21 protein-coding genes and 1 tRNA gene are annotated in these 24,664 nt (G+C 70.5%); 17 read left to right on the forward strand and 5 right to left on the reverse strand.

The window, feature by feature from the left end; all coding sequences use genetic code 11:
- The first annotated feature begins 9 nt into the window (after nucleotides 1-9).
- Nucleotides 10-630 (forward strand): hypothetical protein, encoded by a 621-nt coding sequence (locus tag OG787_RS40750; RefSeq protein ID WP_405538624.1) that lies wholly within the window; start codon nucleotides 10-12, stop codon nucleotides 628-630.
- A 122-nt stretch (nucleotides 631-752) separates the two neighbouring features.
- Nucleotides 753-3,491, forward strand: a complete 2,739-nt coding sequence (locus OG787_RS40755) for a Tat pathway signal sequence domain protein (RefSeq protein ID WP_405538626.1) — start codon at nucleotides 753-755, stop codon at nucleotides 3,489-3,491.
- 66 nt (nucleotides 3,492-3,557) lie between these two features.
- On the opposite strand, the gene OG787_RS40760 is transcribed toward OG787_RS40755, so the two are convergent.
- Entirely contained in the window at nucleotides 3,558-5,951 is a 2,394-nt protein-coding gene (locus tag OG787_RS40760; RefSeq protein WP_405538628.1) for an SCO7613 C-terminal domain-containing membrane protein, read from the reverse strand.
- A 66-nt stretch (nucleotides 5,952-6,017) separates the two neighbouring features.
- Between OG787_RS40760 and OG787_RS40765 the strand changes: the two genes are divergently transcribed.
- Nucleotides 6,018-6,464 carry an SRPBCC family protein gene (locus tag OG787_RS40765; protein ID WP_369037464.1) on the forward strand — a complete coding sequence of 149 codons (447 nt, stop codon included), beginning with the start codon at nucleotides 6,018-6,020 and terminating at the stop codon, nucleotides 6,462-6,464.
- 53 nt (nucleotides 6,465-6,517) lie between these two features.
- A tRNA-Val gene (locus OG787_RS40770) sits at nucleotides 6,518-6,589 on the forward strand.
- A 52-nt stretch (nucleotides 6,590-6,641) separates the two neighbouring features.
- Here OG787_RS40770 and OG787_RS40775 read toward each other — a convergent pair.
- Nucleotides 6,642-7,367: a 3'-5' exonuclease gene (locus OG787_RS40775; protein WP_369037463.1), complete on the reverse strand. Its 726-nt coding sequence runs from the start codon at nucleotides 7,365-7,367 to the stop codon at nucleotides 6,642-6,644.
- 168 nt (nucleotides 7,368-7,535) lie between these two features.
- Here OG787_RS40775 and OG787_RS40780 point away from each other — a divergent pair, with 168 nt between their 5' ends.
- From OG787_RS40780 to thrS, 3 genes are all read left to right on the forward strand, one after another.
- Nucleotides 7,536-8,102, forward strand: coding sequence for a DUF4365 domain-containing protein (locus OG787_RS40780; RefSeq protein WP_369037462.1), 567 nt, complete (start codon nucleotides 7,536-7,538; stop codon nucleotides 8,100-8,102).
- Complete coding sequence (locus OG787_RS40785) at nucleotides 8,099-9,322, forward strand: hypothetical protein (RefSeq protein WP_405538631.1); 1,224 nt, start codon at nucleotides 8,099-8,101, stop codon at nucleotides 9,320-9,322. Before OG787_RS40780 ends, OG787_RS40785 begins: the two co-directional genes overlap by 4 nt.
- Before the next feature lie 122 nt (nucleotides 9,323-9,444).
- On the forward strand, nucleotides 9,445-11,421 hold the full coding sequence (gene thrS, locus OG787_RS40790) for a threonine--tRNA ligase (protein WP_405538633.1): 1,977 nt from the start codon (nucleotides 9,445-9,447) through the stop codon (nucleotides 11,419-11,421).
- Nucleotides 11,422-11,450: 29 nt separating this feature from the next.
- Here thrS and OG787_RS40795 read toward each other — a convergent pair whose 3' ends face one another.
- On the reverse strand, nucleotides 11,451-12,107 hold the full coding sequence (locus OG787_RS40795) for a potassium channel family protein (RefSeq protein WP_369037459.1): 657 nt from the start codon (nucleotides 12,105-12,107) through the stop codon (nucleotides 11,451-11,453).
- Between the two features lie 67 nt (nucleotides 12,108-12,174).
- Between OG787_RS40795 and OG787_RS40800 the strand changes: the two genes are divergently transcribed.
- Nucleotides 12,175-12,747 carry an HIT domain-containing protein gene (locus OG787_RS40800; protein ID WP_369037458.1) on the forward strand — a complete coding sequence of 191 codons (573 nt, stop codon included), beginning with the start codon at nucleotides 12,175-12,177 and terminating at the stop codon, nucleotides 12,745-12,747.
- A gap of 36 nt (nucleotides 12,748-12,783) precedes the next feature.
- Here OG787_RS40800 and OG787_RS40805 read toward each other — a convergent pair whose 3' ends face one another.
- Nucleotides 12,784-14,451 (reverse strand): hypothetical protein, encoded by a 1,668-nt coding sequence (locus OG787_RS40805; RefSeq protein WP_369037457.1) that lies wholly within the window; start codon nucleotides 14,449-14,451, stop codon nucleotides 12,784-12,786.
- Nucleotides 14,452-14,671: 220 nt separating this feature from the next.
- Nucleotides 14,672-16,870, reverse strand: coding sequence for an elongation factor G-like protein EF-G2 (locus OG787_RS40810; protein ID WP_405538636.1), 2,199 nt, complete (start codon nucleotides 16,868-16,870; stop codon nucleotides 14,672-14,674).
- Between the two features lie 287 nt (nucleotides 16,871-17,157).
- Here OG787_RS40810 and pgsA point away from each other — a divergent pair, with 287 nt between their 5' ends.
- From pgsA to ruvA, 9 genes are all read left to right on the forward strand, one after another.
- A complete protein-coding gene (gene pgsA / locus OG787_RS40815) occupies nucleotides 17,158-17,892 on the forward strand; it encodes a phosphatidylinositol phosphate synthase (RefSeq protein WP_369037470.1) in 735 nt (244 codons plus the stop codon).
- Nucleotides 17,889-18,836 carry a phosphatidylinositol mannoside acyltransferase gene (locus OG787_RS40820; RefSeq protein ID WP_405538638.1) on the forward strand — a complete coding sequence of 316 codons (948 nt, stop codon included), beginning with the start codon at nucleotides 17,889-17,891 and terminating at the stop codon, nucleotides 18,834-18,836. The genes pgsA and OG787_RS40820 overlap by 4 nt, the downstream gene beginning before the upstream one ends.
- A complete protein-coding gene (locus OG787_RS40825) occupies nucleotides 18,833-19,999 on the forward strand; it encodes a glycosyltransferase family 4 protein (protein WP_369037454.1) in 1,167 nt (388 codons plus the stop codon). The genes OG787_RS40820 and OG787_RS40825 overlap by 4 nt, the downstream gene beginning before the upstream one ends.
- Nucleotides 20,000-20,124: 125 nt before the next feature.
- Nucleotides 20,125-20,670, forward strand: a complete 546-nt coding sequence (locus OG787_RS40830) for a hypothetical protein (protein ID WP_369037453.1) — start codon at nucleotides 20,125-20,127, stop codon at nucleotides 20,668-20,670.
- 366 nt (nucleotides 20,671-21,036) lie between these two features.
- A complete protein-coding gene (gene pdxS / locus OG787_RS40835; RefSeq protein ID WP_241827248.1) occupies nucleotides 21,037-21,885 on the forward strand; it encodes a pyridoxal 5'-phosphate synthase lyase subunit PdxS in 849 nt (282 codons plus the stop codon).
- 5 nt (nucleotides 21,886-21,890) lie between these two features.
- A complete protein-coding gene (pdxT, locus tag OG787_RS40840) occupies nucleotides 21,891-22,541 on the forward strand; it encodes a pyridoxal 5'-phosphate synthase glutaminase subunit PdxT (protein WP_405538641.1) in 651 nt (216 codons plus the stop codon).
- A gap of 48 nt (nucleotides 22,542-22,589) precedes the next feature.
- On the forward strand, nucleotides 22,590-23,342 hold the full coding sequence (locus tag OG787_RS40845) for a YebC/PmpR family DNA-binding transcriptional regulator (protein WP_369037666.1): 753 nt from the start codon (nucleotides 22,590-22,592) through the stop codon (nucleotides 23,340-23,342).
- A 142-nt stretch (nucleotides 23,343-23,484) separates the two neighbouring features.
- Entirely contained in the window at nucleotides 23,485-24,036 is a 552-nt protein-coding gene (ruvC, locus tag OG787_RS40850; RefSeq protein ID WP_369037667.1) for a crossover junction endodeoxyribonuclease RuvC, read from the forward strand.
- On the forward strand, nucleotides 24,033-24,638 hold the full coding sequence (gene ruvA / locus OG787_RS40855) for a Holliday junction branch migration protein RuvA (RefSeq protein WP_369037668.1): 606 nt from the start codon (nucleotides 24,033-24,035) through the stop codon (nucleotides 24,636-24,638). The genes ruvC and ruvA overlap by 4 nt, the downstream gene beginning before the upstream one ends.
- Nucleotides 24,639-24,664: the final 26 nt, after the last annotated feature.

Genomic DNA, 24,664 nt, shown 5'->3' on the forward strand with positions numbered 1-24,664 from the left:
GCGGTCACCATGGCCCAAACACGTGTGAAGGCACGCTCCTCCCCGCGCAAGGAGCGCAAGGAGCGCAGGGAGTCCGTGTTCGGCGAGCGCTTCGCGGTCTTTGCCGAGTGTCTGCTCACCGGTGTGTGGATCGCCGTGGCCTCGCTCGGGGTCGTCACCTACCCTGCCGCCTTCGCCGCCGGCGCACGGCATCTACGGCGTCGGACGGCCCACGAGGCCGGTGGCTGGCGGGAGTTCGTCGCGGACTTCCGGGCGGCCGTGCGCGGCGGCTGGCTCGTCGGGCTCGCCGGCTGGGTGGCGGCCGCCGCGGTCTGGGTGGACGTCCTGGCGGCCCGGGCCGGGATTCCCGGCGGGCCGTTCGCCGGGGCCGTCGGCATCTTCGCGCTGATCGGCGTTGCCGTGGCCCTGCTGCGGGCGGCGGCCGTCTGGACGCCGGGCGCCCCCTGGCGGGAGCTCCTCGCGGACGCCGGCCGCCGGACCGTGCGCGATCCCGCCGGGTCCTTCCTGGTCGTCTGCGGGCTGGCCGTCGTGGCCCTGTCCGCGGGGTTCCTGCCGCCGCTGGCGGTTCCCGTCCTCGGGGCCGTCGCGGCGGCGGCCGTCGCCGTGGAGGAGCGGTACCGGCGCCGCTGACGAGCGGTGCGTCCGTAGAAGGTCGGCGCCCTGGGCGCCGCACCTCTCTCTGTCATGCCCCTGACTGAAACCTGACTACCCCGTACCCCCGCACCCGCACGGAAAGGAAAGGCTGGTCCCTCATGTCTCCCATCCCTCGCAGGTCCCTCCTCAAGGCCGCCGCAGTCGCCGGAGCCGCCGCCCAGTTCAGCTGGGCCCTGGGGGCGAAGGACGCGCAGGCCGCGCCCAGAGCCGCCGAGGCCGCCACCGACCCCGTGACCCTGGACTGGCTGGAGGACGGCGGCCTCGGCGCCGCCCCCGGCTCCACGGTCGGCGTGCCCTGGCCCAAGGGCACCTACGACGCGGACCAGACCTTCGCGCTCACGGACGCCGACGGCAAGGCCGTACCCGTACAGTCCTGGCCGCTCGCCTACTGGCCCGACGGCACCCTCAAGTGGACCGCCCACGCCGTGAGTTCGGGCGGCGCCGGGCAGCTGACGCTCGCCGCCGGGGCGCCCGAAGCCCCCACCGCGAAGGTCACCGTCGACAAGCGCGGCGGGACCATCGACATATCGACCGGGGTCATCACCGCCCGCATCGGCAAGTCCGGCTCCACGCTGGTCAAGTCGGTGACACGCGGCTCCACCGAGATCGCGAAGAACGGGCGGCTCGTCCTCATCCGCCAGCCCGAGATCGAGGACGAGGACCAGGGCGCCACCAAGTTCGAGCGCTTCGAGAGCGCCATCAGCGAGGTCGAGGTCGAACAGGACGGCCCCGTAAGGGCGGTGGTCCGCATCGACGGCAAGCACCGCAAGGGCAGCCGCAGTTGGCTTCCCTTCTCGATCCGCCTGTACTTCTACGCCGGCGCCGACTCCTTCCGCATGGTCCACACGATCACGTACGACGGCACGCAGGAACCCGGCAAGGCCGGCGGCGACTTCATCCGCGGCCTCGGCGTCCGCTTCACCGTGCCGATGCGGGACGCCTCGTACGACCGCCACATCAGGATCGGCGGCGACGGCGCCGGACTGCTCCGCGAGGCCGTCAAGGGCATCACCGGACAGCGGCGCGACCCCGGAGCGGCCGTCCAGGCGGCCCAGTTCGAGGGCCAGAAGCTGCCCGACCCCTCCACCTGGGACCAGCGGGTGACCACCAGGTTGCAGTACATCCCCGAGTGGGGCGACTACACCCTCTCCCAGCTCTCCGCCGACGGCTTCACGCTGCGCAAGCGCACCAAGAAGGGTTACGGCTGGATCGGCGCCGGAGGCGGCAAGCGGGCCTCCGGGTTCGGCTACGTCGGCGGGGCCAGCGGCGGATTCTCCTTCGGGCTACGGGACTTCTGGGAGAAGCACCCCGCCCAGCTCGACATCCGGGACGCCCACACCGACGAGGCCGAGGTCACCCTCTGGCTCTGGTCGCCCGAGGCCCAGCCCATGGACCTGCGCTTCTACCACGACGGCATGGGCCAGGACACGTACGCCGAACAGCTCGAAGGCCTCAACATCACCTACGAGGACTACGAACCCGGCTTCGGCACCCCCTACGGCATCGCCCGTACCTCCGAACTCCTCTTCTGGGCCAACGAGTCGACGCCCTCACCGGCGGTGCTGGCCCAACAGGTCGAGGCGGTAAGGGTGTTGCCTCAACTCGCCGCCCCGCCAAGGCAACTGATCAAGGCTCAGGTCTTCGGCCCCGGGCTGTACTCCGAGCCCGACCGCTCCACCCCCGCCAAGTCCAAGATCGAGGACCACCTCGACTTCCTCTTCACCTACTACAAGGACCAGGTGGAGCAACGCCGTTGGTACGGCTTCTGGGACTACGGCGACATCATGCACTCGTACGACACCGCCAGGCACCAATGGCGGTACGACGTCGGCGGCTACGCCTGGGACAACTCCGAACTCTCGCCCGACCTCTGGCTCTGGTTCGCCTACCTGCGCTCCGGCCGCGCCGACATCTTCCGCTTCGCCGAAGCGATGACCCGGCACACAGGCGAAGTCGACGTCTACCACCTCGGCCAGTGGGCCGGCCTCGGCACCCGGCACGGCGTCCAGCACTACGCCGACAGCGCCAAACAGCAGCGCATCGCCAACACCACCTACCGTCGCTACTACTACTTCCTCACCGGCGACGAACGCGTCGGCGACCTCATGCACGCCAACGTCGACAGCGACGAGACCTTCCTCGCCCTCGACCCGCTGCGCAAGATCCGCACCGAGCCCTACACACCCGACCGGCACGCCCTGTCGATCGGCTTCGGCACGGACTGGAGCGGCCTCGTCTCCGCCTGGCTCACCGAGTGGGAGCGCAAGGGCCCCAAGTGGGAGAAGGCCAAGGCGCGGGTGCTGTCGACGATGGAGACCATCGCCGCTCAGCCGAACGGGTTCGTGCAGGGCAGCGGGCTGTACGACCTCGACACCGGCAAGTTCGCGGTTGCCTCGGCGCCGGTTGTCGGGGTTTCGCACCTGTCCGCCGTCTTCGGGCTCAACGAACTCTGCGCCGAACTCATCGACTTGGTCGACATGCCCGCGTTCAACGAGGCGTACTTCGACTACTGCCGCTACTTCAACGCCACCAAGGCCGAGCAAGCGGCGCGGTACGGCTCCAACTTCGGGACGCTGCTGTTGTTCCAGGGACACTCGCGGCTCGACGCGTACGCGGCTGTGCAGACGGGGGATGCGAAGCTCGCCGCTCGCGCGTGGGAGAAGTTCTACAACTCCGACGGGTACAAGGAGTCGGCGCCCTGGAAGACGGAGGAGTTGAGCGGTCCGGTGGCGCTGGTGCCGGGCAGTGAGGCCGCCTGGGTGTCCACGAATGACACCGCGTTGTACGGGCTTGCCGCTATCGAGAACCTGGCGCTGCTTGGGGACCGGATGCCGTAGCGGGTTCGTGGGGAGCTGCGGGTCCGTTGTGGCTGGTCGCGCAGTTCCCCGCGCCCCTAAGTGGGTTCAGCGGAGGCTTCCCAAGAAGTCCCGCATCTTTCGGGCGTCCCTGAGGCGTCGTTCGTATGTTGCGCCCAGGGACAGGAGGAGCAGGCCGGCCAAGGCGGGCGGTACCCAGCGGGGGAGGGCGTCCGCCACCTGGATCAGGTAGGGGGCGAGTTCGTGGAGCGCGTCCAGGGTCAGGACCGTTCCGCCCAGGACGAGCGGTGCCTGGAGGCTGTGTCCGCCGCCCAGCAGCGTGATCGACAGCGCTGCCATGCCCAGCAGCAGGGGGCGTGTCCAGTGGGCGTCGCCCCAGGCCGCGACGAGGCTCGGCAGGAGAGTGGCGGCGAGCCCGGGGCCGTACGCCGTCCAGGACGACGTCCGCGGATCGCGGCGTCTGCGCAGGTGGCCGACGAGCAGCGCCGGGACGCTGACCGGGACGGTGTACGCCTCGGGCGTGCCGACCTCCCAGGCCGTGAGGCGGACCCACGTGGCCAGGACGAACAGAACCGCGGCCACGTAGCCGACGGAGCGGCGGTCCGGGCGGATCGCCGTGCCCGCGGTGATCACTCCGCACAGCGCGAGGACCAGGGCGAGCAGGGGCAGGTCGGTGGCCGCGAGTCCGATCGCGAGCACACCCGCGGCGGCCCCGGTCGCCTCGACGGGCACGGTGGCCGGGGAACCCGCTCGTGGCGCGAGCAGGGCCGCGGCCACAGGGACCGCCAGGACGAGCAGGGCGGTGTGCGGGGGCTGCCAGCCCAGGGCAGTGCCGACCGCACAGGCCAGCGCAGCGGCGTACCCGAGCACGGCCGGAGTCGTGAAGGGCGCGAGCCGGGACTGCCACGAGGCCGACGCGAACAGCGCGATCAGGGCAGCGAGCACGGTGAGGGTCGCGGCCTGGGTGGCGAGGGAGAGGAACGCGAGACTCAGGGACGTGACCAGAGCGAGCGCGAGCGCCGTGAACCGGGGCGCGGTCTCCCGTAGGAACGCGGCTGCCGTGACGACAGCGACCGTCGTGGCCCCCTGCATCAACAGGCCGACCGAGTAGGGGAGTTCGAGCACTGCCGGAAGGGCGATGGCCGTGGCCCAGGCCAGGCCCAGCGCGCCGGACAGAGCCCTGGGGCGCCAGGCCTCGCCCCGCACCACCAGGACGAGCACGGCTCCCACGGCCGCCAGGACGACCGGAACCGCCGCCGCGTGCGCGGGCCAGGACGCGTCGAGCGTCAGCGCGGCACGGGCGTCCGGCGGCGCGCCGGTCCACGCCCGCGAGACCCAGCCGACCGGCGCCAGCAGCACCAGACCCACGACGGGCAGCGCCCACAGCACGGCCAGCGCCTGTACGGCTCCGGAGGCCCAGGCCGTCCCGCGTCGCACAGCGTCCGGCAGCCGACGGATCCGGACCGCCGCCAACAGGGCCACTCCGCACGCCAGATACGCCGGGACGGTCCACAGCTCCGGCAGCACCGAGCACGCCAGACCGCCGACTGCGGCGACCGTCAGCAGCCCGGAGGTGATCGCGAGGCCGAAGGTGCGCTTCTCGCCCGCCTCCTGCCACGCGGCGACCAGCGCGACCGCCGCGGCAAGGAGGAGGAGCGCCGCCGCACGGGCGGCGGCGCTCGGACCGGAGGCCGTCCAGGACAGCCAGCCGGCCGCCAGTACGCCCGAGGAGCCCAGACCGTACGCGCCGACCGCGCCGACGACACGTACGGACTTCGCGGTCACCCGGAGCGCCACAGCCGTGTCGAACGCGGCCGTCGTCAGGAGTGCGGCCGTGACGACGTAAGCGCCCGCGTCCGACCCGATCGCCCAGAAGAACAGGGGTAGTTGGGCCGCGACCAGCGCGCAGGGCACGGGCAGCCGCAGCTCAGTGGTACGCGGCAGCAGGCCGTACACCGTCCAGAGAGCCGCCAGCAGCGCCGACGCGACCGCCGTGTATCCGGCGCCGCCCGTCCGAGGGAAGGCGACCTGATGCAACGCGTACGCGTCCAGCACCGTCAGGACCAGCCCCAGGCCCGCCACCGACTCGGCCGTCGAACGCAGCCCGCGCTTCAGCAGGAACACGGGCGCGCCGAGCGCGACCGACGTGACCGCGCCGAGCACCAGAGCCCGCCCGGCGATCCCCAGGTGCCCCCAGCTGACCAGCGTGAACGCCGTCGCCGCGATGGTGAGCAGCACACCGCCGAGCAGCAGGAGAAGATTCTGCACGCCGGACGCGCCGGTCTCCGGGCGGGGCCGGGCGGCGGCCGGGGCCGGCCTCGGCGGCTGGAGCGCGGCGACCAGCCAGGCCCGGCGGGCCAGCAACTGGGCCCGGCGGGCATCGAGCTGCCACAACTCCGAGTCGAGGAGCCGCAACTCCTCGGCCGGGGGCGGGATGTTCGTCATGCCCTGAAGTGTGGGCTGGGTCACGTCGTACGGCATGAGCGTGCGTACTCAGAACGTACTCAGATCCCGCCCGACGGGCCGTGGGGCAGGCACACTCGCCTCATGGACTGGAGCCATTACCGCTTCCACACCCGCTGGTCCCTCACCGCGCCACTCGCCACGGTGTACGACGCCCTGGCGCAGGCCGAGGACTACCCCCGCTGGTGGCCACAGGTACGGGAGGTCGATCGCATCGACGACACCAGCGGAACCATCCGCATCCGCTCCCTGCTGCCGTACGACCTGACCTTCACCGCACGCGAGGTGCGCCGCGATCCGGTCGCCGGAATCCTGGAGATCGCCATGACCGGCGACCTCGACGGCTGGGCCCGCTGGACACTCACCCCGGCCGACTCTGGCACCCTCGCCCACTACGACCAGGAAGTCGACGTCACCAAGCCGCTGATGCGCCTCCTCGCCGTCCCCGGACGGCCGCTCTTCCGCGCCAACCACGCCCTGATGATGCGCGCGGGACGGCGCGGACTGGCCGCCCACCTCCGAGCGGTGTGAACCAAGCGGTTTGAACCAAGCCCGTCCGGACCTGTATTGTTCAGTCCGTTCCCGGGCGATTAGCTCAGTGGGAGAGCGCTTCGTTCACACCGAAGAGGTCACTGGTTCGAACCCAGTATCGCCCACCGGGAAGAGGCCGGTCCGTCGTCGATGGACCGGCCTTTTTTGTGCCTGCGGTCATGCCGCCGCCGGCATCTCCGGACGCAGCGGCCACGCCGGATCGACCGCCTCCTCCGAACCGCTCTTCGCGAACCACGCCTGTAGGCCACGCGCCTGCGCCGCGTGCCACACCGCCTGGAGCGTGTGCAGTTCGGCGGGGGACAGGCGCTCCAGCCGTGTCGCGAAACGACGCCCGACCGCCCGTACGACCTCCAGCGAGGCCATCGCGTCCGCCGCCGCGTCATGGGCGCCCTCCAGCGTGACGCCGTAGTGCGCGCACAGGTCCGTCAGGGTGCGGCGGCCCTTGCGGTAGCGGTCCAGGTGTTTGTCCAGGACCCGGGGGTCCAGCACCAGCAGTGGTGCCGACTCGAACCAATGGTCGAGCGACGAGGCGCGATGGCGGCGCAACTCCCGGTCCAGCATGGTCAGATCGAAGGGCGCGTTCATGATGACCAACGGGCGGCCCGCCGCCGCCTGTTCGGCCAGCGCCCGGGCTATCTCCTCCATCACAGGGGACGGCCAGCGGCCGTTGCGCTGAAGGTGTTCGTCCGTCAGCCCGTGCACCGCCGTCGCCGAAGCGGGCACCGGCACACCCGGGTTGATCAGCCAGCGGCTGATCCGCGGCCGGATGGCCGGACTTTCCTGGACCACGACGGAAGCCGACACGATCCGGTCGGTCTCGACGTCCACACCCGTGGTCTCCGTGTCGAACGCGGCCAAGGGGCCCTCGTACCAGCACGTCATACCTATGCAACTCCTCGTTCACCCACGGCAGCTGACGCACCGTCTTCTGCCTGTTTGGTGATACCCGGGCTGTTTGCGCCGTACGCCGGAAGGAGACAACAGAGGTACAGGTTTACGCACTTCAGCGGCCTGTCACTCGAATTCACCTGGTTTGGAAGGCACTTGGTCATGGCGATAGCGCAGCCCGAACGGGGCGGGCTGCTGCCCGAGCGCACGGCACCCCATCGAGGCACCCTCGCCACCACCGCCTGCATGGAGACGCTGCAGGTGGGCTATCTGCACGCCGTCGCGGCCGCGGCCGGCTGCTCACTGTCCCAGCCGTTCCCCGACAACGGCATCGACTGGCACGTCAGTCACGGCTCACCCGGGCACACGGTCGACGACGAGGTCACCATCAAGGTCCAGCTGAAGGCCACGTACCAGGTCGCCCCGAACCCGCCGGGCCCCTACTTCTCGTTCACGCTCGACAACGCCCACCTGGCGAAACTCGCCCGCACCCCGGTCTCCGTGCACAAGATCCTGGTCGTGATGCTCGTACCGCGCGCGCAGGACGACTGGCTGAGAGCCAGCCACGACCGCCTCGACCTGCGGCACTGCTGCTACTGGATCAACCTCGCAGGGCAGCGAATAACCGGCCGGCACCGGACCACCGTGCGGATACCGACCTCACGCATCTTCGACGACCGCGCGCTCTGCGAGATCATGACGCGGGTCGGGACGGGAGGCAGACCGTGACGCACCGCCCCACCGAGGAGCCCCTGCGGCCCGTCCGGCCGCACCCCGTCGACACCCCCTGGCACGACGACCCGCCCCCGCCCGAACAGGTCGACCCCGCCGTCCTCGGCGCCCTCCTGCGCCGGCACGGCTGGCAACGACGCGGGGGAGCCGCCGGACGGTACGGACGCTGGACCCCACCCGGGCCCGGCGGCAGCGGCACGAGCCTCCTCGTGCCCGAGAGCCGGGCCTACCCCGACAGTGACGACCTCCTCGGCGAGGCCCTCGTCGCCCTCGCCCGCAGCGGATCACCCGCCGCCCGCGAAGTGCTCGTCGGCCTCGCCGTGCCAAGCGACGAGATCCGCTGGTGGCGGGACATCCCGACCGGCCCCGCAGGCGTCGCCTCCTGGCCCGTCGAGGAGCAACTGCGTTCGGCCGCCCGCCGCATGATGCTCGCCGGCGCCCTCGCCACACGCGCGCGTGCCGGCTACTACGGCGCCCGCCACCGCAGGACCGCCGCCGCGCTCCTCGAACACGTCCTCGTCGGCGCCGCCCCCGCGGGGCGCAGCCTCACCGCCTTCGTCCCCGTCGGCACGGGCCGCCCCCTCGCCGTACGCCTCCACCAGGCCCTGTACGCGGCCCGCGAGGCCATCGACTACCACCGGGCCACCGGCGGCATGGACGCCTTCGACGGCGCCGTCGAAGCGGGCGTCAGCCACGAGTTGACGGAGTCCCTCGTCGCCCTCGTACGCGGTACGGAGGGTGCCCGGGTCGCCGTCGAGTGGGCACCCGGCGCCGAGGTCCCCGAGGGCTGCTCGGCCACCACCGAACCCGTCGAGTTCTCGCCCGGCGACCTGCCCGTCCTGCGCGCGGCCGGCACCCGCTACCTGCGCGAGGAGCCTTCGGTGCCGGTCCGGATCACCGGCACGGTGGTACGGATGCGCAGGTCGGGGCCGCGCGGCGAGGGCGCCGTACGCCTGCGGGTGCTGGCCGGCGCCGAGATCCCGCACGTCCGGATGACGCTGGACGAGGAGGCGTACCGGATCGCCGGACAGGCACACCTCGTCGGGCTGCCGGTGCGCGTGCACGGCCGGCTGGAGAGCCGGGGCGGCTTCCGCAGGCTGACCCAGGCCTCCGAGGTCGTACCCGTCCAGGTCGACGACGCGGAGCGGGACCGGCTGATGAAGTCGTTGCAGGAGAACCTCGACTTCTTCGAGGAGGCGTGCAGCGGGGACGACTGAGGGCGCCGTGGGTGGGGGCTGTCGGTTATCTGTTTCGCGGTGGGCGTGTCCGGGTCGGTACGATCCTCACTTGCGCGCGCTCTCGGTATGGCGCCGCACCCACCTTCAGTCAGGAGAGACCGGTGTCAGACGTCCGTGTGATCATCCATCGCGATTCCGAGCGGGAAGAGCGCGTGGTGACGACGGGGACTACGGCCGCCGACCTCTTCGCCGGCGAACGTACGATCGTCGCCGCGCGCGTGGGCGGGGAACTCAAGGACCTCGCGTACGCGGTGGCGGACGGCGAGGAGGTCGAGCCCGTCGAGATCTCCTCCGAGGACGGCCTCAACATCCTGCGCCACTCCACCGCCCACGTCATGGCCCAGGCCGTGCAGGAGCTGTTCCCCGAGGCCAAGCTCGGCATCGGCCCGCCGGTCAAGGACGGCTTCTACTACGACTTCGACGTCGAGAAGCCGTTCACGCCCGAGGATCTCAAGGCCGTCGAGAAGAAGATGCAGGAGATCCAGAAGCGCGGCCAGCGGTTCTCCCGCCGTGTGGTGACCGACGAGGCGGCCCGCGAGGAGCTGGCGTCGGAGCCGTACAAGCTGGAGCTGATCGGCATCAAGGGCTCCGCGTCGACCGACGACGGCGCCAACGTCGAGGTCGGCTCCGGCGAGCTGACCATCTACGACAACCTCGACGCCAAGACCGGTGACCTGTGCTGGAAGGACCTCTGCCGCGGTCCTCACCTGCCCACCACCCGGAACATCCCGGCGTTCAAGCTGATGCGGAACGCCGCCGCGTACTGGCGGGGCAGCGAGAAGAACCCGATGCTCCAGCGCATCTACGGCACCGCCTGGCCCTCCAAGGAGGAGCTGAAGGCGCACCTCGACTTCCTCATCGAGGCCGAGAAGCGCGACCACCGCAAGCTCGGCAGTGAGCTGGACCTGTTCTCGATCCCGGACCAGATCGGCTCCGGCCTCGCGGTCTTCCACCCCAAGGGCGGCATCATCCGCCGCGTGATGGAGGACTACTCGCGCCGCCGGCACGAGGAGGAGGGGTACGAGTTCGTCTACACCCCGCACGCGACGAAGGGGAAGCTCTTCGAGACCTCGGGCCACCTGGACTGGTACGCCGACGGCATGTACCCGCCCATGCAGCTCGACGAGGGCGTGGACTACTACCTCAAGCCCATGAACTGCCCGATGCACAACCTGATCTTCGACGCGCGTGGCCGTTCGTACCGTGAACTGCCGTTGCGCCTCTTCGAGTTCGGCACGGTGTATCGGTACGAGAAGTCGGGCGTCGTGCACGGTCTGACCCGTGCGCGTGGCTTTACGCAGGACGACGCGCACATCTACTGCACCAAGGAGCAGATGGCGGAGGAGCTCGACAAGACGCTGACCTTCGTCCTCGGCCTGCTGCGGGACTACGGCCTGACCGACTTCTACCTGGAGCTGTCCACCAAGGACCCGGAGAAGTTCGTCGGCTCGGACGAGGTCTGGGAAGAGGCCACGGAGACCCTGCGGCAGGTGGCCGAGAAGCAGGGGCTTCCGCTGGTTCCGGACCCGGGCGGCGCCGCGTTCTACGGCCCGAAGATCTCCGTCCAGACCAAGGACGCGATCGGCCGTACGTGGCAGATGTCGACGGTCCAGCTCGACTTCAACCTGCCTGAGCGGTTCGACCTGGAGTACACGGGGCCGGACGGTTCCAAGCAGCGGCCGGTCATGATCCACCGGGCCCTGTTCGGCTCCATCGAGCGGTTCTTCGCCGTGCTCCTCGAGCACTACGCGGGCGCGTTCCCGGCGTGGCTGGCGCCAGTGCAGGCGGTCGGTATCCCGATCGGCGACGGGCATGTCGAGTTCTTGCAGAAGTTCGCCGCCGAGGCCAAGAAGAAGGGCCTGCGCGTCGAGGTCGACTCGTCGTCCGACCGCATGCAGAAGAAGATCAGGAACGCCCAGAAGCAGAAGGTGCCGTTCATGGTCATCGTCGGCGACGAGGACATGAACGCGGGCACGGTGTCCTTCCGCTACCGGGACGGCTCGCAGGAGAACGGCATCGCCTTCGACGAGGCCATCGCGAAGATCGAGCAGGTCGTGGTGGACCGGGTACAGGTCTGACCCTGTCTCCATGGAGGCCCCCGGAGAGCTCAGCTCCCCGGGGGCCTCTCGTCGTCCTCCCGCCCGAACACCTGGAGCAGCCAGGAGGCGAACGTTCCCGTCACCGCGCCGAGCAACGCCAGCCCGATCGCCATCATCCCGACCGCGATCAGCCGTCCCAGCGGCGTCACGGGGACGATGTCGCCGTAGCCGACGGTCGAGAAGGTCTCGCAGGCCCACCACACGGCGTCCCCGTAGGTACGCATCGTCGCGTCCGGGGCCGTGTGCTCCTGCTGGTAGACGGCCAGGGAGCCCGCGAAGCCGAGCAGTACGGTGGACAGCCCGGCGTACACGATCACGCGTGCGTGCAGCGCGAGTCGTGGCTGGCCGTGCCGCCGCTGCACGGCCTCGTACACCCGGACGATGCGCAGCGGCCTCAGCAGCGGCAGCACCAGCACCAGGGTGTCCAGCCAGTGCGTCCGTACGAACCGCAGCCGCTGTCCGCTCAGCCGCCAGCGCACGGCGTAGTCGACGGCGAACAGCGCCCAGGCGCCGAACAGCGCGGCGAGGCAGAGGTCCCGCAGCCCGCCCGGCAGTCCGTGCGCGAGGACGCGGACCGCGTATGCGGCGAGGTAGACCAACGACGCCACGAAGAGAGGAACCTCCGTGCGCTGCTCCCACCTGGTCTCGAGACTGTCGTCGTCCATCGGCCCAGCTTGACCCGGGACGCACTCGCCGCAACCCCGGCGACACGCTGCGAACGGGCGAAGCAATATGCTGCATGGCATGACGAGTGAGCCGGAGCAGCAGATCGGAGTCGGGACGCAGGACGCGTTTCAGCGCCTGTGGACGCCTCACCGGATGGCATATATCCAGGGCGAGAACAAGCCGACCGGCCCCGGTGCCGACGACGGTTGTCCTTTCTGCTCGATCCCGGCCAAGTCCGACGAGGACGGCCTCATCCTTCAGCGTGGCGAGCAGGTCTACGCGGTGCTGAATCTGTATCCGTACACGGGCGGCCATCTGATGGTGGTGCCGTACCGGCATGTCGCCGACTACACGGATCTGACGGACTCCGAGACCGCCGAGCTGGCCGAGCTGACCAAGCAGGCGATGACGGCCCTGCGTACGGCGTCCGGTGCGCACGGGTTCAACATCGGGATGAACCAGGGCACGGTGGCGGGTGCGGGCATCGCGGCCCATCTGCACCAGCACATCGTTCCGCGCTGGGGCGGCGACACGAACTTCATGCCGGTGGTGGGCCACACGAAGGTGTTGCCGCAGTTGCTGGGGGACACACGGAAGATGCTGGCGGAGGCATGGCCCGCCGGTTCCTCCGGTGTCTGAGAACCGACGGGGGTCCGGGGGCTGAGCCCCCGGACATCACGCGTCGTAGAGGTCGGCCTTTCGGGGTGTCGGGTCCTGCACCAGCCCGCTGAGGAGCGACGAGCGGTTGCCGAACTTCTCGGTGTCCACGCCGTTCTCCTCAAGGACCTTGATCGCCGCCGCGTGGACGACCCGCAGTACCGGCGTCGCCGTGCGCAGGACGTCGTCGGCCATGAAGCGGTGCGGCCAGGGCTGCTCCGCCCAGGAGTGCCGCAGGCCGAAGGGTTCCGGCAGGGCCAGTGAGCCGCCCAGCCAGTTCAGCAGCGGCGGGTACCAGGTGAGCGGTGCGCGCGCGGCGAGCCGTACGACCTCGTCGGCGTCGACCAGCGGCAGTTTCACCTTCCGGGTCTCCCAGAACCGTACGGACTTCTGTACTTCCTTCTCCTTGGCGCCGGGCTTGCTGAGGAAGAGGGAGTGGACGGGACCGAGTGCGTGTCCGGTCAGCTCGATGCGCAGTGTCTCGTGCAGCACGGTCACCGTGATGAGCATCGTGATGACCAACTGGCCGCTCCACAGGGTCCATTGGACGCCGAGGTAGTGTCGCTGGCCGTCGCCGAACTGCTGCTTGTTGCAGATGTCCTGTATCGCGTGGTTCTTGATCATGTAGGCGTCGACGTCCGTGCCGCTGGGGCGGGAGACCTCTTTCGCGCCCGCGCCGACGGGCGAGACGATCCAGTGCTTCAGGGTCGGTTTCGGGAAGCCGCCGGTGTTGAGCGGGCCGCGTTCCAGCATGCGCAGCTGGTCGTGGATCGCGCGTATGACGTCCCAGCTGCGGAAGGGGTGGATTTCCTTGGCCGCGTCGCGGGGGACCAGGTTCTCGGCGAGCTGCCAGGTGCCCCATCGGGTGCCCATGCCGAGTATGCCCTTGTGCCCGGCGTAGAAGACGGAGTTGGACTGCTGTTCGGCGCTGAGCCTGGCCAGTTCCTTGCGGAGGTGTTCTGCGGCGGTCTCGCCGGGGCTGCCGGGGACGGCCTCGGGGATCTTGGCGCCGACACCGCCGCCGGAGAGCAGGGCGCCCCAGCGTTCGCGCAGGTCCTTCGCGGTGCGCTCGCAGATCTGCTTGGCCCAGAGCCAGCCGACGACCGGGAGGACGACGCACGCGCGTGCGTACCAGGCCCAGAAGCCGGTGAAGGGCATCTTGATCAGGAAGATCACGGCGAAGGCGCCGACGGCGACGAGGAGGGTGGTGGCGAGGGCGGAGGCCCGCTTGTCCTCGCGCTTGGCGATGTTCGCCCGGCCCGCGAAGACGGCCAGCCACAGCAGGAGTCCGGGCAGGAAGAGCACGCCGCACAGCACCATCACCGCGGAGAGCCAGTTGTCGCGGTCGCGCCGGATACGGTGGGCCGCGAGGGCGTGCTCGACGATGACCTGCGGTTCGGTGCCGAAGGACTGGATGAGCGGCTTGCGGCCGGCGCCCAGCATGCGGTCGATCACCGCGCGGGAGAACGCCTCGCCTAGCTTGGGCCGGAAGATCTTGGCCCAGGCGCCCCGGGGCGGCTTGACCGTGGACTGGTGCCACTCGTTGTCGGCTTCGAGGATCTTCGCGACCTCGTCGTCCTCCCGGTAGGCCGCCGAGGCCAGCGCGAAGGTCGCCGCCGTCTGGCCTGCGGAGCCCGACAGGGGCACCTGTGCCCCTGGGCTGAAATCGAAACCGTCGTCCGCCACTGTGCCGCCCCCTCGCCGCCGTACCCGCTTCTGCGGCCTTTCCCGACTTCCTTGCTCCGCACACCTGTTGAACAGGTCATCACGTTGTTGGAGCCACAACTTGATCAGGTGATCAGCGTATCCGCAGCCACCGACAATTGGGGCGGCGGACGGCAGAAGCCGTCCGCCGATGTGGAGGAAAGCGTTCCGTACGGGCCACTTGTCGGGCGTCGGGCACCAACTACGCGGTGTCCCGGGTCTGTTCGCGGACCCGTTCGGCGATCTGCGGCGGCATCGGTTCGTGCCGTGCGTACCTGCGGTCGAAGCGGGCGGTGCCGTGGGAGAGGGAGCGCAGATCGACGGCGTACCGGCCGATCTCGATCTCGGGCACCTCGGCGCGTACGAGGGTCCGCCCGCCGGCGGTCTGCTCGGTGCCGACGACCCGGCCGCGCCGGCCGGACAGGTCGCTCATCACGGACCCGACGTAGTCGTCGCCGACGAGTACCGTCACCTCGGCCACGGGTTCGAGGAGATGGATCGTCGCGTCGGCGGCGGCCTCGCGCAGTGCGAGCGCGCCGGCGGTCTGGAACGCGGCGTCGGAGGAGTCGACCGAGTGCGCCTTGCCGTCGAGCAGGGTGATCCGTATGTCGATGAGCGGATGGCCGGCGGCGACTCCCTTGGCGGCCTGGGCGCGTACGCCCTTCTCGACGGACGGGATGAACTGCCGGGGGACGGCGCCGCCGACGACCTTGTCGACGAACTCGATGCCCGAGCCGCCGGGCAGCGGCTCCACCTCGATGGCGCAGATCGCGAACTGCCCGTGCCCGCCGGACTGCTTCACATGGCGTCCGCGCCCCGCGGAACGGCCGGCGAACGTCTCCCGTAGGGAGACCTTGTGCGGTACGACGTCGACCTGGACGCCGTAGCGGTTGCGCAGCCGTTCCAGGGCGACGTCCGCGTGGGCCTCGCCGAGGCACCACAGGACGACCTGGTGGGTGTCCTGGTTCTGTTCGAGCCGCATGGTGGGGTCCTCGGCCACGAGTCGGCCGAGGCCCTGGGAGAGCTTGTCCTCGTCGGCCTTGCTGTGTGCCTGGATGGCGAGCGGCAGCAGGGGGTCGGGCATCTCCCACGGTTCCATCAGGAGGGGGTCGTCCTTCGCGGAGAGGGTGTCGCCGGTCTCCGCCCGGTTCAGCTTGGCCACACAGGCCAGGTCGCCCGCGATGCAGTGGCTGAGGACGCGCTGCTGTTTGCCGAAGGGCGCGGACAGGGCGCCGATGCGCTCGTCGACGTCATGGTCCTCGTGGCCCCGGTCGGCGAGGCCGTGCCCGGAGACATGCACTGTCGCGTCGGGCCGCAGGGTGCCGGAGAAGACGCGGACGAGGGAGACCCGGCCCACGTAGGGGTCGCTGGCCGTCTTCACGACCTCCGCGACCAGCGGGCCGTCGGGATCGCAGAGCTTCAGTTCGCGCGGGCGCCCGTCGACCGTGGTGACCCCGGGTGCCTCTCGCTCCAGCGGGGTCGGGAAGCCCCCGGTGACCAGTTCCAGCAGTTCGACGGTGCCGAGGCCCTGCTTGGCGCCGTCGGCGGCGGGGGCGGCGGCCAGCACGGGGAAGAAGGTCCCGCGCGCGACGGCCCGTTCCAGGTCCTCGACCAGGGTCTTGAGGTCGATCTCCTCGCCGCCCAGATAGCGGTCCATGAGGGTCTCGTCCTCGCTCTCCGCGATGATCCCCTCGATGAGCCTGTTGCGGGCCTCCTCGATCGCCGGGAGCTGGTCGGGGCTGGGTTCGGACTCCTTGCGCTCCCCGGAGGAGTAGTCGAACAGCTTCTGCGTCAGCAGCCCGGTCAGCCCGGTCACGGGCGCGTGCCCGTCAGGCCCCGGCGCGCCGTGCAGCGGCAGGTAGAGCGGCAGTACGGCGTCGGGGTCGTCCGCGCCGAAGACCTCCGCGCAGATCCGCGTCATGTCGGTGAAGTCCGCGCGCGCGGACTCCAGGTGCGTGACGACGATGGCCCGGGGCATGCCGACGGCCGCGCACTCCTCCCACACCATCCGGGTCGAGCCGTCGACCCCGTCCGAGGCCGAGACGACGAAAAGGGCCGCGTCCGCCGCTCGCAGACCGGCCCTGAGTTCCCCGACGAAGTCGGCGTATCCGGGAGTGTCCAGAATATTGATCTTGTACCCGCCCCATTCGACGGGCACCAGGGAGAGCTGCACCGAGCGCTGCTGCCGGTGCTCGATCTCGTCGTAGTCGGAGACGGTGCCGCCGTCCTCCACCCGGCCCGCCCGGTTGACGGCCCCCGCAGTCAGCGCGAGAGCCTCCACCAGTGTCGTCTTGCCCGATCCGGAGTGGCCGACCAGCACCACATTCCGTACGGACGCGGGGTGGTCGGCCGCTGTAGCCCTGCCGGCGGCTCCGGGGTGTGCGTTCGCCTTGTCGCCCATGGTCCTGCCTCCCGTGCACGGTGAGGTCACTGTGGGCGCGCGGCGGATCCTCCCCCAGACTTCGTCCGGGGGTACCCCCGGCGGTGGCGGCTCCGATGACGCCCGCGGTGCTTTCGAGCTTTGCACTCGCGTCACGGTGCGTCCATACGGCGGACGCGATCGCGCGGCCGGGACCGGGTACACGGGGTGATCCGGGGCGCCGACATCCTGCCGTGACCCGGATGCCGTCAGGACGTGACACGGGTGCGCGGGTGCCCGACCGTCGCACAAGCGCGCGCGTGGCTACGATGGGCCAGCCGGTGGCCAGTAGGGGCCGCGCGGCGAAACCGACCCTCGGGAAGGCCATGCTGAACAAGTACGCGCGTGCATTCTTCACGCGTGTCCTCACGCCGTTCGCCGCGTTTCTCATCCGCCGGGGTGTCAGCCCCGACACGGTGACGCTCCTCGGGACCGCCGGAGTGATCGCGGGCGCGCTGGTCTTCTACCCCAGGGGAGAGCTGTTCTGGGGCACGGTGGTCATCACGCTGTTCGTGTTCTCGGATCTCGTCGACGGCAACATGGCCCGCCAGCTGGGTCGTTCCAGCCGCTGGGGGGCCTTCCTGGACTCCACCCTCGACCGGGTGGCCGACGGCGCGATCTTCGGCGGGTTCGCCCTCTGGTACGCGGGCGGCGGTGACGACAACGTCCTGTGCGCGGTCTCGATCTTCTGTCTGACGAGCGGCCAGGTGGTCTCGTACACCAAGGCGCGCGGCGAGTCGATCGGCCTGCCGGTCGCCGTCAACGGGCTCGTCGAGCGTGCCGAGCGGCTGGTGATCTCGCTGGTCGCGGCCGGTCTCGCGGGCCTGCACGACTTCGGGGTGCCCGGCATCCAGTACCTGCTGCCGATCGCCCTGTGGATCGTCGCCGTGGGCAGCCTGGTCACGCTGATCCAGCGTGTCGTCACGGTCCGCCGGGAGTCCGCGGAGGCGGACGCGGCGGACGCGAGCAGGAACGCCGCGCAGAGCAGTGAGGCCTCGTCGTGAGCGACCTGCGGGGGCGGCTGACGGACGGGGCGTACGCGCTGGGCTGGAGCGCCGTCAAGAAGCTCCCGGAGCCCGTCGCCGTCAAGCTCGGCCGGACCATCGCCGACCTCGCCTGGAAGAGGCGCGGGGAGCGCGTACGACGGCTCGAGTCGAACTACGCGCGCGTGGTGCCCGACGCGACACCGGAGCGCCTCGCGGAGCTGTCCCGCGCGGGCATGCGTTCGTACCTGCGCTACTGGATGGAGTCCTTCCGCCTCCCGGCATGGAGCCCGGAGCGGGTGAAGACGGGCTTCGAGGCAGAGGGCATCCACCACCTGACCGACGGGATCGCCTCGGACCGGGGCGTGATCCTGGCGCTTCCGCACCTGGGCAACTGGGATCTGGCCGGCGCCTGGGTCACCACCAAGCTGGAGACGCCCTTCACGACGGTCGCCGAGCGCCTGGACCCGGAGTCGCTGTACGACCGTTTCGTCGCCTATCGCGAGAGCCTCGGCATGGAGGTCCTGCCGCACAACGGCGGCACCGCCTTCGGCACCCTGGCGCGACGGCTGCGCGACGGCGGCCTGGTCTGCCTGGTCGCCGACCGGGACCTGTCCGCCTCGGGCGTCGAGGTGAAGTTCTTCGGCGACACGGCCCGGATGCCGGCGGGCCCGGCCCTGCTGGCCCAGCAGACGGGAGCGCTCCTCCTCCCTGTGACCCTCTGGTACGACGACTCGCCGGTCATGCGTGGACGTGTTCATCCCCCGATCGAGGTACCCGAGACAGGTACGAAGGCCGAGAAGACGTCTGTCATGACACAGGCGCTGGCCGATGCCTTCGCCACGGGAATCGCCGACCACCCGGAGGACTGGCACATGCTTCAGCGGCTGTGGCTCGCGGATCTCGACCCAGCGAAGGCTCCCACGAAGGCCCCCGACAAGGATCCCGAGAAGGGGACCCCGTGAAGATCGGCATCGTCTGCCCGTACTCCTGGGACGTACCGGGCGGCGTCCAGTTCCACATCCGTGATCTGGCCGAGTACTTCATCCGCCTGGGCCACGAGGTCTCCGTCCTCGCCCCCGCCGACGACGACACCCCGCTCCCGCCGTACGTCGTCTCGGCCGGCCGCGCGGTCCCGGTGCCGTACAACGGCTCGGTGGCCCGCCTGAACTTCGGATTCCTCAGCGCCGCCCGGGTACGCCGCTGGCTGCACGACGGCGAGTTCGACGTGATCCACATCCACGAACCGGCCTCGCCCTCACTGGGCCTGCTGGCCTGCTGGGCGGCGCAGGGGCCCATCGTGGCCACCTTCCACACCTCCAACCCCCGCTCCCGCGCGATGATCGCCGCGTACTCGATCCTCCAGGCGGCCCTGGAGAAGATCAGCGCCCGGATCGCGGTGAGCGAGTACGCCCGGCGCACGCTGGTCGAACACCTGGGCGGCGACGCGGTCGTCATCCCGAACGGCGTCGACGTCGACTCCTTCGCCGGGGCCAAGCCGAAGCCCGAGTGGCAGGGCGACACGATCGGCTTCATCGGCCGCATCAACGAACCCCGCAAGGGCCTGCCGGTCCTGATGAAGGCCCTCCCGAAGATCCTCGCCGCCCGCCCCTCGACGCGACTGCTGGTCGCGGGCCGCGGCGACGAGGAGGAGGCGCTGGAGGGCCTGCCGCAGGAGCTGCGCCCGCGCGTCGAGTTCCTGGGCATGGTCAGCGACGAGGACAAGGCACGGCTGCTGCGCAGCGTGGACGTGTACATCGCCCCCAACACCGGCGGCGAGAGCTTCGGGATCATCCTGGTCGAGGCGCTGTCGGCGGGGGCCCCGGTGCTGGCCTCGGACCTCGACGCGTTCACTCAGGTCCTGGACCAGGGCGCGGCGGGCGAACTCTTCACGAACGAGGACGCGGACGCGCTGGCCGAGGCGGCCGTACGACTGCTGGGTGACCCCGCCCGCCGGGCCGAGCTGCGGGAGCGGGGCAGCGCCCATGTGCGGCGGTTCGACTGGGCGACGGTGGGGGCGGACATCCTGTCGGTGTACGAGACGGTGACGGACGGGACGACGGCTGTGGCGGCGGACGAGCGGACGGCGACCGGGTTGCTGGCGCGGTTGGGGCTGGGGAGGGACTGAGCAGGGGCGGGTGGTGGGTGGTCCCACTCAGCCCGTCCGGCGTTTGAGGACGACAGCGGAGGTCTGGGCACGGTCGGGTGAGGGACTCCGCGGGACCGGCGGTGCGCACCTGTAGCCTGCCGCCCGTGACCGCAACCCTCATCTGGATCCTTGCCGGGCTCGTCGTGATCGGCCTCTACCTGAGCTGGACCGCCGGGCGGCTCGACCGGCTGCACGCCCGTATCGACGCCACGCGCGCGGGTCTCGACGCGCAGTTGCTGCGCCGGGCTTCCGTCGCCCAGGAACTGGCCACGTCGGGTGTGCTCGATCCCGCCGCGTCGATCGTGCTGTACGAGGCGGCGCATGCCGCGCGGCAGGCCGAGGAGGAGCAACGTGAGGTCGCCGAGAGCGAGTTGAGCCAGGCGTTGCGGGCTGTCTTCGCGGAGCCGTTGCAGGTCGAGGCGGTACGGGAGGTTCCGGGCGGGGAGGCGGCGGCGGGGGAGTTGACCGAGGCGGTGCGGAGGGTGCCGATGGCTCGGCGGTTCCACAATGACGCGGTGCGGGCGGCTCGGGCGTTGCGGCGGCATCGGAAGGTGCGGTGGTTCCGGCTTGCGGGGCACGCCCCGTTCCCGCTGGCCTTCGAAATGGACGACGAGCCGCCACCGGCGCTGGCGGAACGGGCGGCGACGTAAGGGGCATTTTTCTCGCCCCCGCCGCCCCTACCCGTCCCATCCCTGGGGGCTGCCGCCCCCAGACCCCCGCTGTCGGCCTGAACGGCCTCGTCCTCAAACGCCGGACGGGCTGGGTATCTCAGCCCCTCCGGCGTTTGAGGAGCGGGGGTTCGGGGGCGGAGCCCCCGAGGATGGGACGGGTAGGGGCGGCGGGGGCGAAAACGATCCACCGGGTCCCCATTGGCCCTTGCAGTGGACTGCTCCCCTCCCGTTTCCTCAGTGTTGCCGCAACCCTCTTCTTCCACCGAGTGAGGTCGAACCGTGTCCAGCACGCTCTCCAACCCCGTCCAGACGCCCGAAACCGGCACCGCCCGCGTGAAGCGCGGCATGGCCGAGCAGCTCAAGGGCGGTGTGATCATGGACGTGGTCAACGCCGAGCAGGCGAAGATCGCCGAGGACGCCGGCGCCGTCGCCGTCATGGCCCTGGAGCGCGTCCCCGCGGACATCCGCAAGGACGGCGGCGTGGCCCGGATGTCCGACCCGGACATGATCGAGGGCATCATCGAGGCCGTGTCCATCCCGGTCATGGCGAAGTCCCGCATCGGCCACTTCGTCGAGGCCCAGGTCCTCCAGTCCCTCGGCGTCGACTACATCGACGAGTCCGAGGTGCTGACCCCCGCCGACGAGGTCAACCACTCCGACAAGTGGGCCTTCACCACCCCCTTCGTCTGTGGCGCCACCAACCTCGGAGAGGCCCTGCGCCGCATAGCCGAGGGCGCGGCCATGATCCGCTCGAAGGGCGAGGCCGGCACCGGCAACGTCGTCGAGGCCGTCCGCCACCTGCGTCAGATCAAGAACGAGATCGCCCGCCTGCGCGGCTACGACAACAACGAGCTGTACGCCGCCGCCAAGGAACTGCGCGCCCCGTACGAGATCGTCAAGGAGGTCGCCGAGCTGGGCAAGCTCCCGGTCGTGCTGTTCTCCGCCGGTGGCGTGGCCACCCCCGCCGACGCCGCGCTCATGCGCCAGCTCGGTGCCGAGGGCGTCTTCGTCGGCTCCGGCATCTTCAAGTCCGGCGACCCGGCCAAGCGCGCCGCCGCCATCGTGAAGGCGACCACCTTCTACGACGACCCGAAGATCATCGCGGACGCCTCCCGCAACCTCGGCGAGGCCATGGTCGGCATCAACTGCGACACCCTCCCCGAGGCCGAGCGCTACGCGAACCGGGGCTGGTAGCACCCATGTCACCCAGGTCATCCCTGCACGACACCCCTGTCATCGGCGTCCTGGCCCTCCAGGGCGACGTACAGGAGCACCTCATCGCCCTGGCCGAGGCGGACGCCCTGGCCAGGCCGGTGCGGCGCCCCGAGGAACTCGCCGAGGTGGACGGCCTGATCATCCCCGGCGGCGAGTCCACCACCATCTCCAAGCTGGCCGTCCTGTTCGGCGTGATGGAGCCCCTACGCGCGTGCGTGCGCGCCGGAATGCCCGTATACGGCACCTGCGCCGGCATGATCATGCTCGCCGACAAGATCCTCGACCCGCGCTCGGGCCAGGAGACCGTCGGCGGTATCGACATGATCGTGCGCCGCAACGCCTTCGGACGCCAGAACGAGTCCTTCGAAGCGGCGGTCGACGTGAAGGGCGTCGAGGGCGATCCTGTAGAGGGCGTCTTCATCCGTGCCCCCTGGGTCGAGTCCGTGGGCGCCGAGGCCGAGGTGCTCGCCGAGCACGCCGGTCACATCGTCGCCGTACGTCAGGGCAACGCGCTCGCCACGTCGTTCCACCCGGAACTGACCGGCGACCACCGCGTGCACTCCCTGTTCGTCGACATCGTGCGGGCCGACATGGCACGTGCGGTGGGCGCGGACCGTACAGCGGAGTCCTTGTAGGATCTCTGGGGTTCGTACAGAGATGGGTTACGCGAAGGAGACAGGCAGATGTCCGGCCACTCTAAATGGGCTACGACGAAGCACAAGAAGGCCGTGATCGACGCCAAGCGCGGCAAGCTCTTCGCGAAGATGATCAAGAACATCGAGGTCGCCGCCCGCACGGGCGGCGCCGACCCGGCCGGCAACCCCACGCTGTTCGACGCCATCCAGAAGGCCAAGAAGAGCTCGGTCCCGAACAAGAACATCGACTCCGCGGTCAAGCGCGGCGCCGGCCTCGAAGCCGGTGGCGCCGACTACGAGACGATCATGTACGAGGGTTACGGCCCCAACGGTGTCGCGGTGCTCATCGAGTGCCTCACCGACAACCGCAACCGCGCCGCCTCGGACGTCCGCGTCGCCATGACCCGCAACGGCGGCAACATGGCAGACCCCGGCTCCGTCTCGTACCTGTTCAACCGCAAGGGCGTCATCGTCGTGCCCAAGGGTGAGCTGACCGAGGACGATGTCCTGGGTGCCGTGCTGGACGCCGGTGCCGAGGAGGTCAACGACCTCGGTGAGTCCTTCGAGGTCATCTCCGAGGCGACCGACCTGGTCGCGGTGCGCACCGCGCTCCAGGAGGGCGGTATCGACTACGACTCCGCCGACGCCAACTTCGTCCCGACCATGCAGGTCGAGCTGGACGAGGAGGGCGCCAGGAAGATCTTCAAGCTGATCGACGCGCTGGAGGACAGCGACGACGTGCAGAACGTCTTCGCCAACTTCGACGTCAGCGACGAGGTCATGGAGAAGGTCGACGCGTAGCGCTGCCGCGGGCTGAGCGGTTTTCGGCGGGCCGATGGGACACGTCCCACCGGCCCGCCGCTGTTGTCAGTGGCAGCGGATAGCCTGGCGGCAGTCAAAGATCACTGTCGACGGACCGCGACCGGACAGAGGGGTGGGACGGGTGCGCGTACTCGGAGTTGACCCGGGACTGACCCGATGCGGCGTCGGCGTCGTCGAGGGAGTCGCGGGCCGACCGCTGACCATGGTCGGCGTCGGTGTCGTACGGACGCCCGCGGACGCCGAGTTGGGGCTCCGGCTCGTCGCGATCGAGCAGGGCATCGAGCAGTGGCTGGACGAACACCGGCCCGAATTCGTCGCCGTGGAGCGGGTGTTCAGCCAGCACAACGTCCGTACGGTGATGGGCACGGCCCAGGCCAGCGCCGTGGCGATGCTGTGCGCCGCCCGGCGCGGCATCCCCGTCGCCCTGCACACCCCCAGCGAGGTCAAGGCCGCCGTCACCGGCAGTGGACGGGCCGACAAGGCCCAGGTCGGCGCCATGGTGACCCGGCTGCTCCGGCTCGACGCGCCGCCCAAGCCCGCCGACGCCGCCGACGCCCTCGCGCTCGCCATCTGCCACATCTGGCGCGCACCCGCCCAGAACCGGCTCCAACAGGCCGTGGCCCTGCACACGGCCAAGGCAGCAGCACACGCACCGAAAGGCCGCCTCGCATGATCGCCTTCGTCAGCGGCACCGTCGCCGCACTCGCTCCGGACGCCGCGGTGGTCGAGGTGGGAGGTGTGGGCATGGCCGTCCAGTGCACGCCGAACACCCTGTCCACGCTCCGGCTCGGACAGTCGGCCAAGCTGGCCACCTCGCTCGTCGTGAGGGAGGACTCCCTCACCCTGTACGGCTTCGTGGACGACGACGAACGCCAGATCTTCGAACTGCTCCAGACCGCCAGCGGCGTAGGGCCCCGCCTGGCCCAGGCGATGCTGGCCGTCCACACCCCGGATGCCCTGCGCCGGGCGGTGGCCACGGGTGACGAGAAGGCACTCGTCGCGGTTCCGGGCATCGGCAAGAGGGGTGCCCAGAAGCTGTTGCTGGAGTTCAAGGACCGCCTGGGCGCGCCCGTCGGCACCGCCGCGATCGGCGCCCCGGTCACCCAGGGCTGGCGCGACCAGCTGCACGCCGCTCTGATCGGCCTGGGATACGCCACCCGCGAGGCCGACGAAGCCGTGGCCGCCGTGACACCTCAGGCCGAGGCTGCCGAGGGCACGCCCCAGGTCGGCCAGTTGCTGAAGGCGGCTCTGCAAACCCTCAACAGAGCCCGCTGACCGAAGGCGCCCCTGCCGCCGTACGA

This window comes from Streptomyces sp. NBC_00075 (assembly GCF_045041225.1).
GTDB lineage: Bacteria > Actinomycetota > Actinomycetes > Streptomycetales > Streptomycetaceae > Streptomyces > Streptomyces adonidis.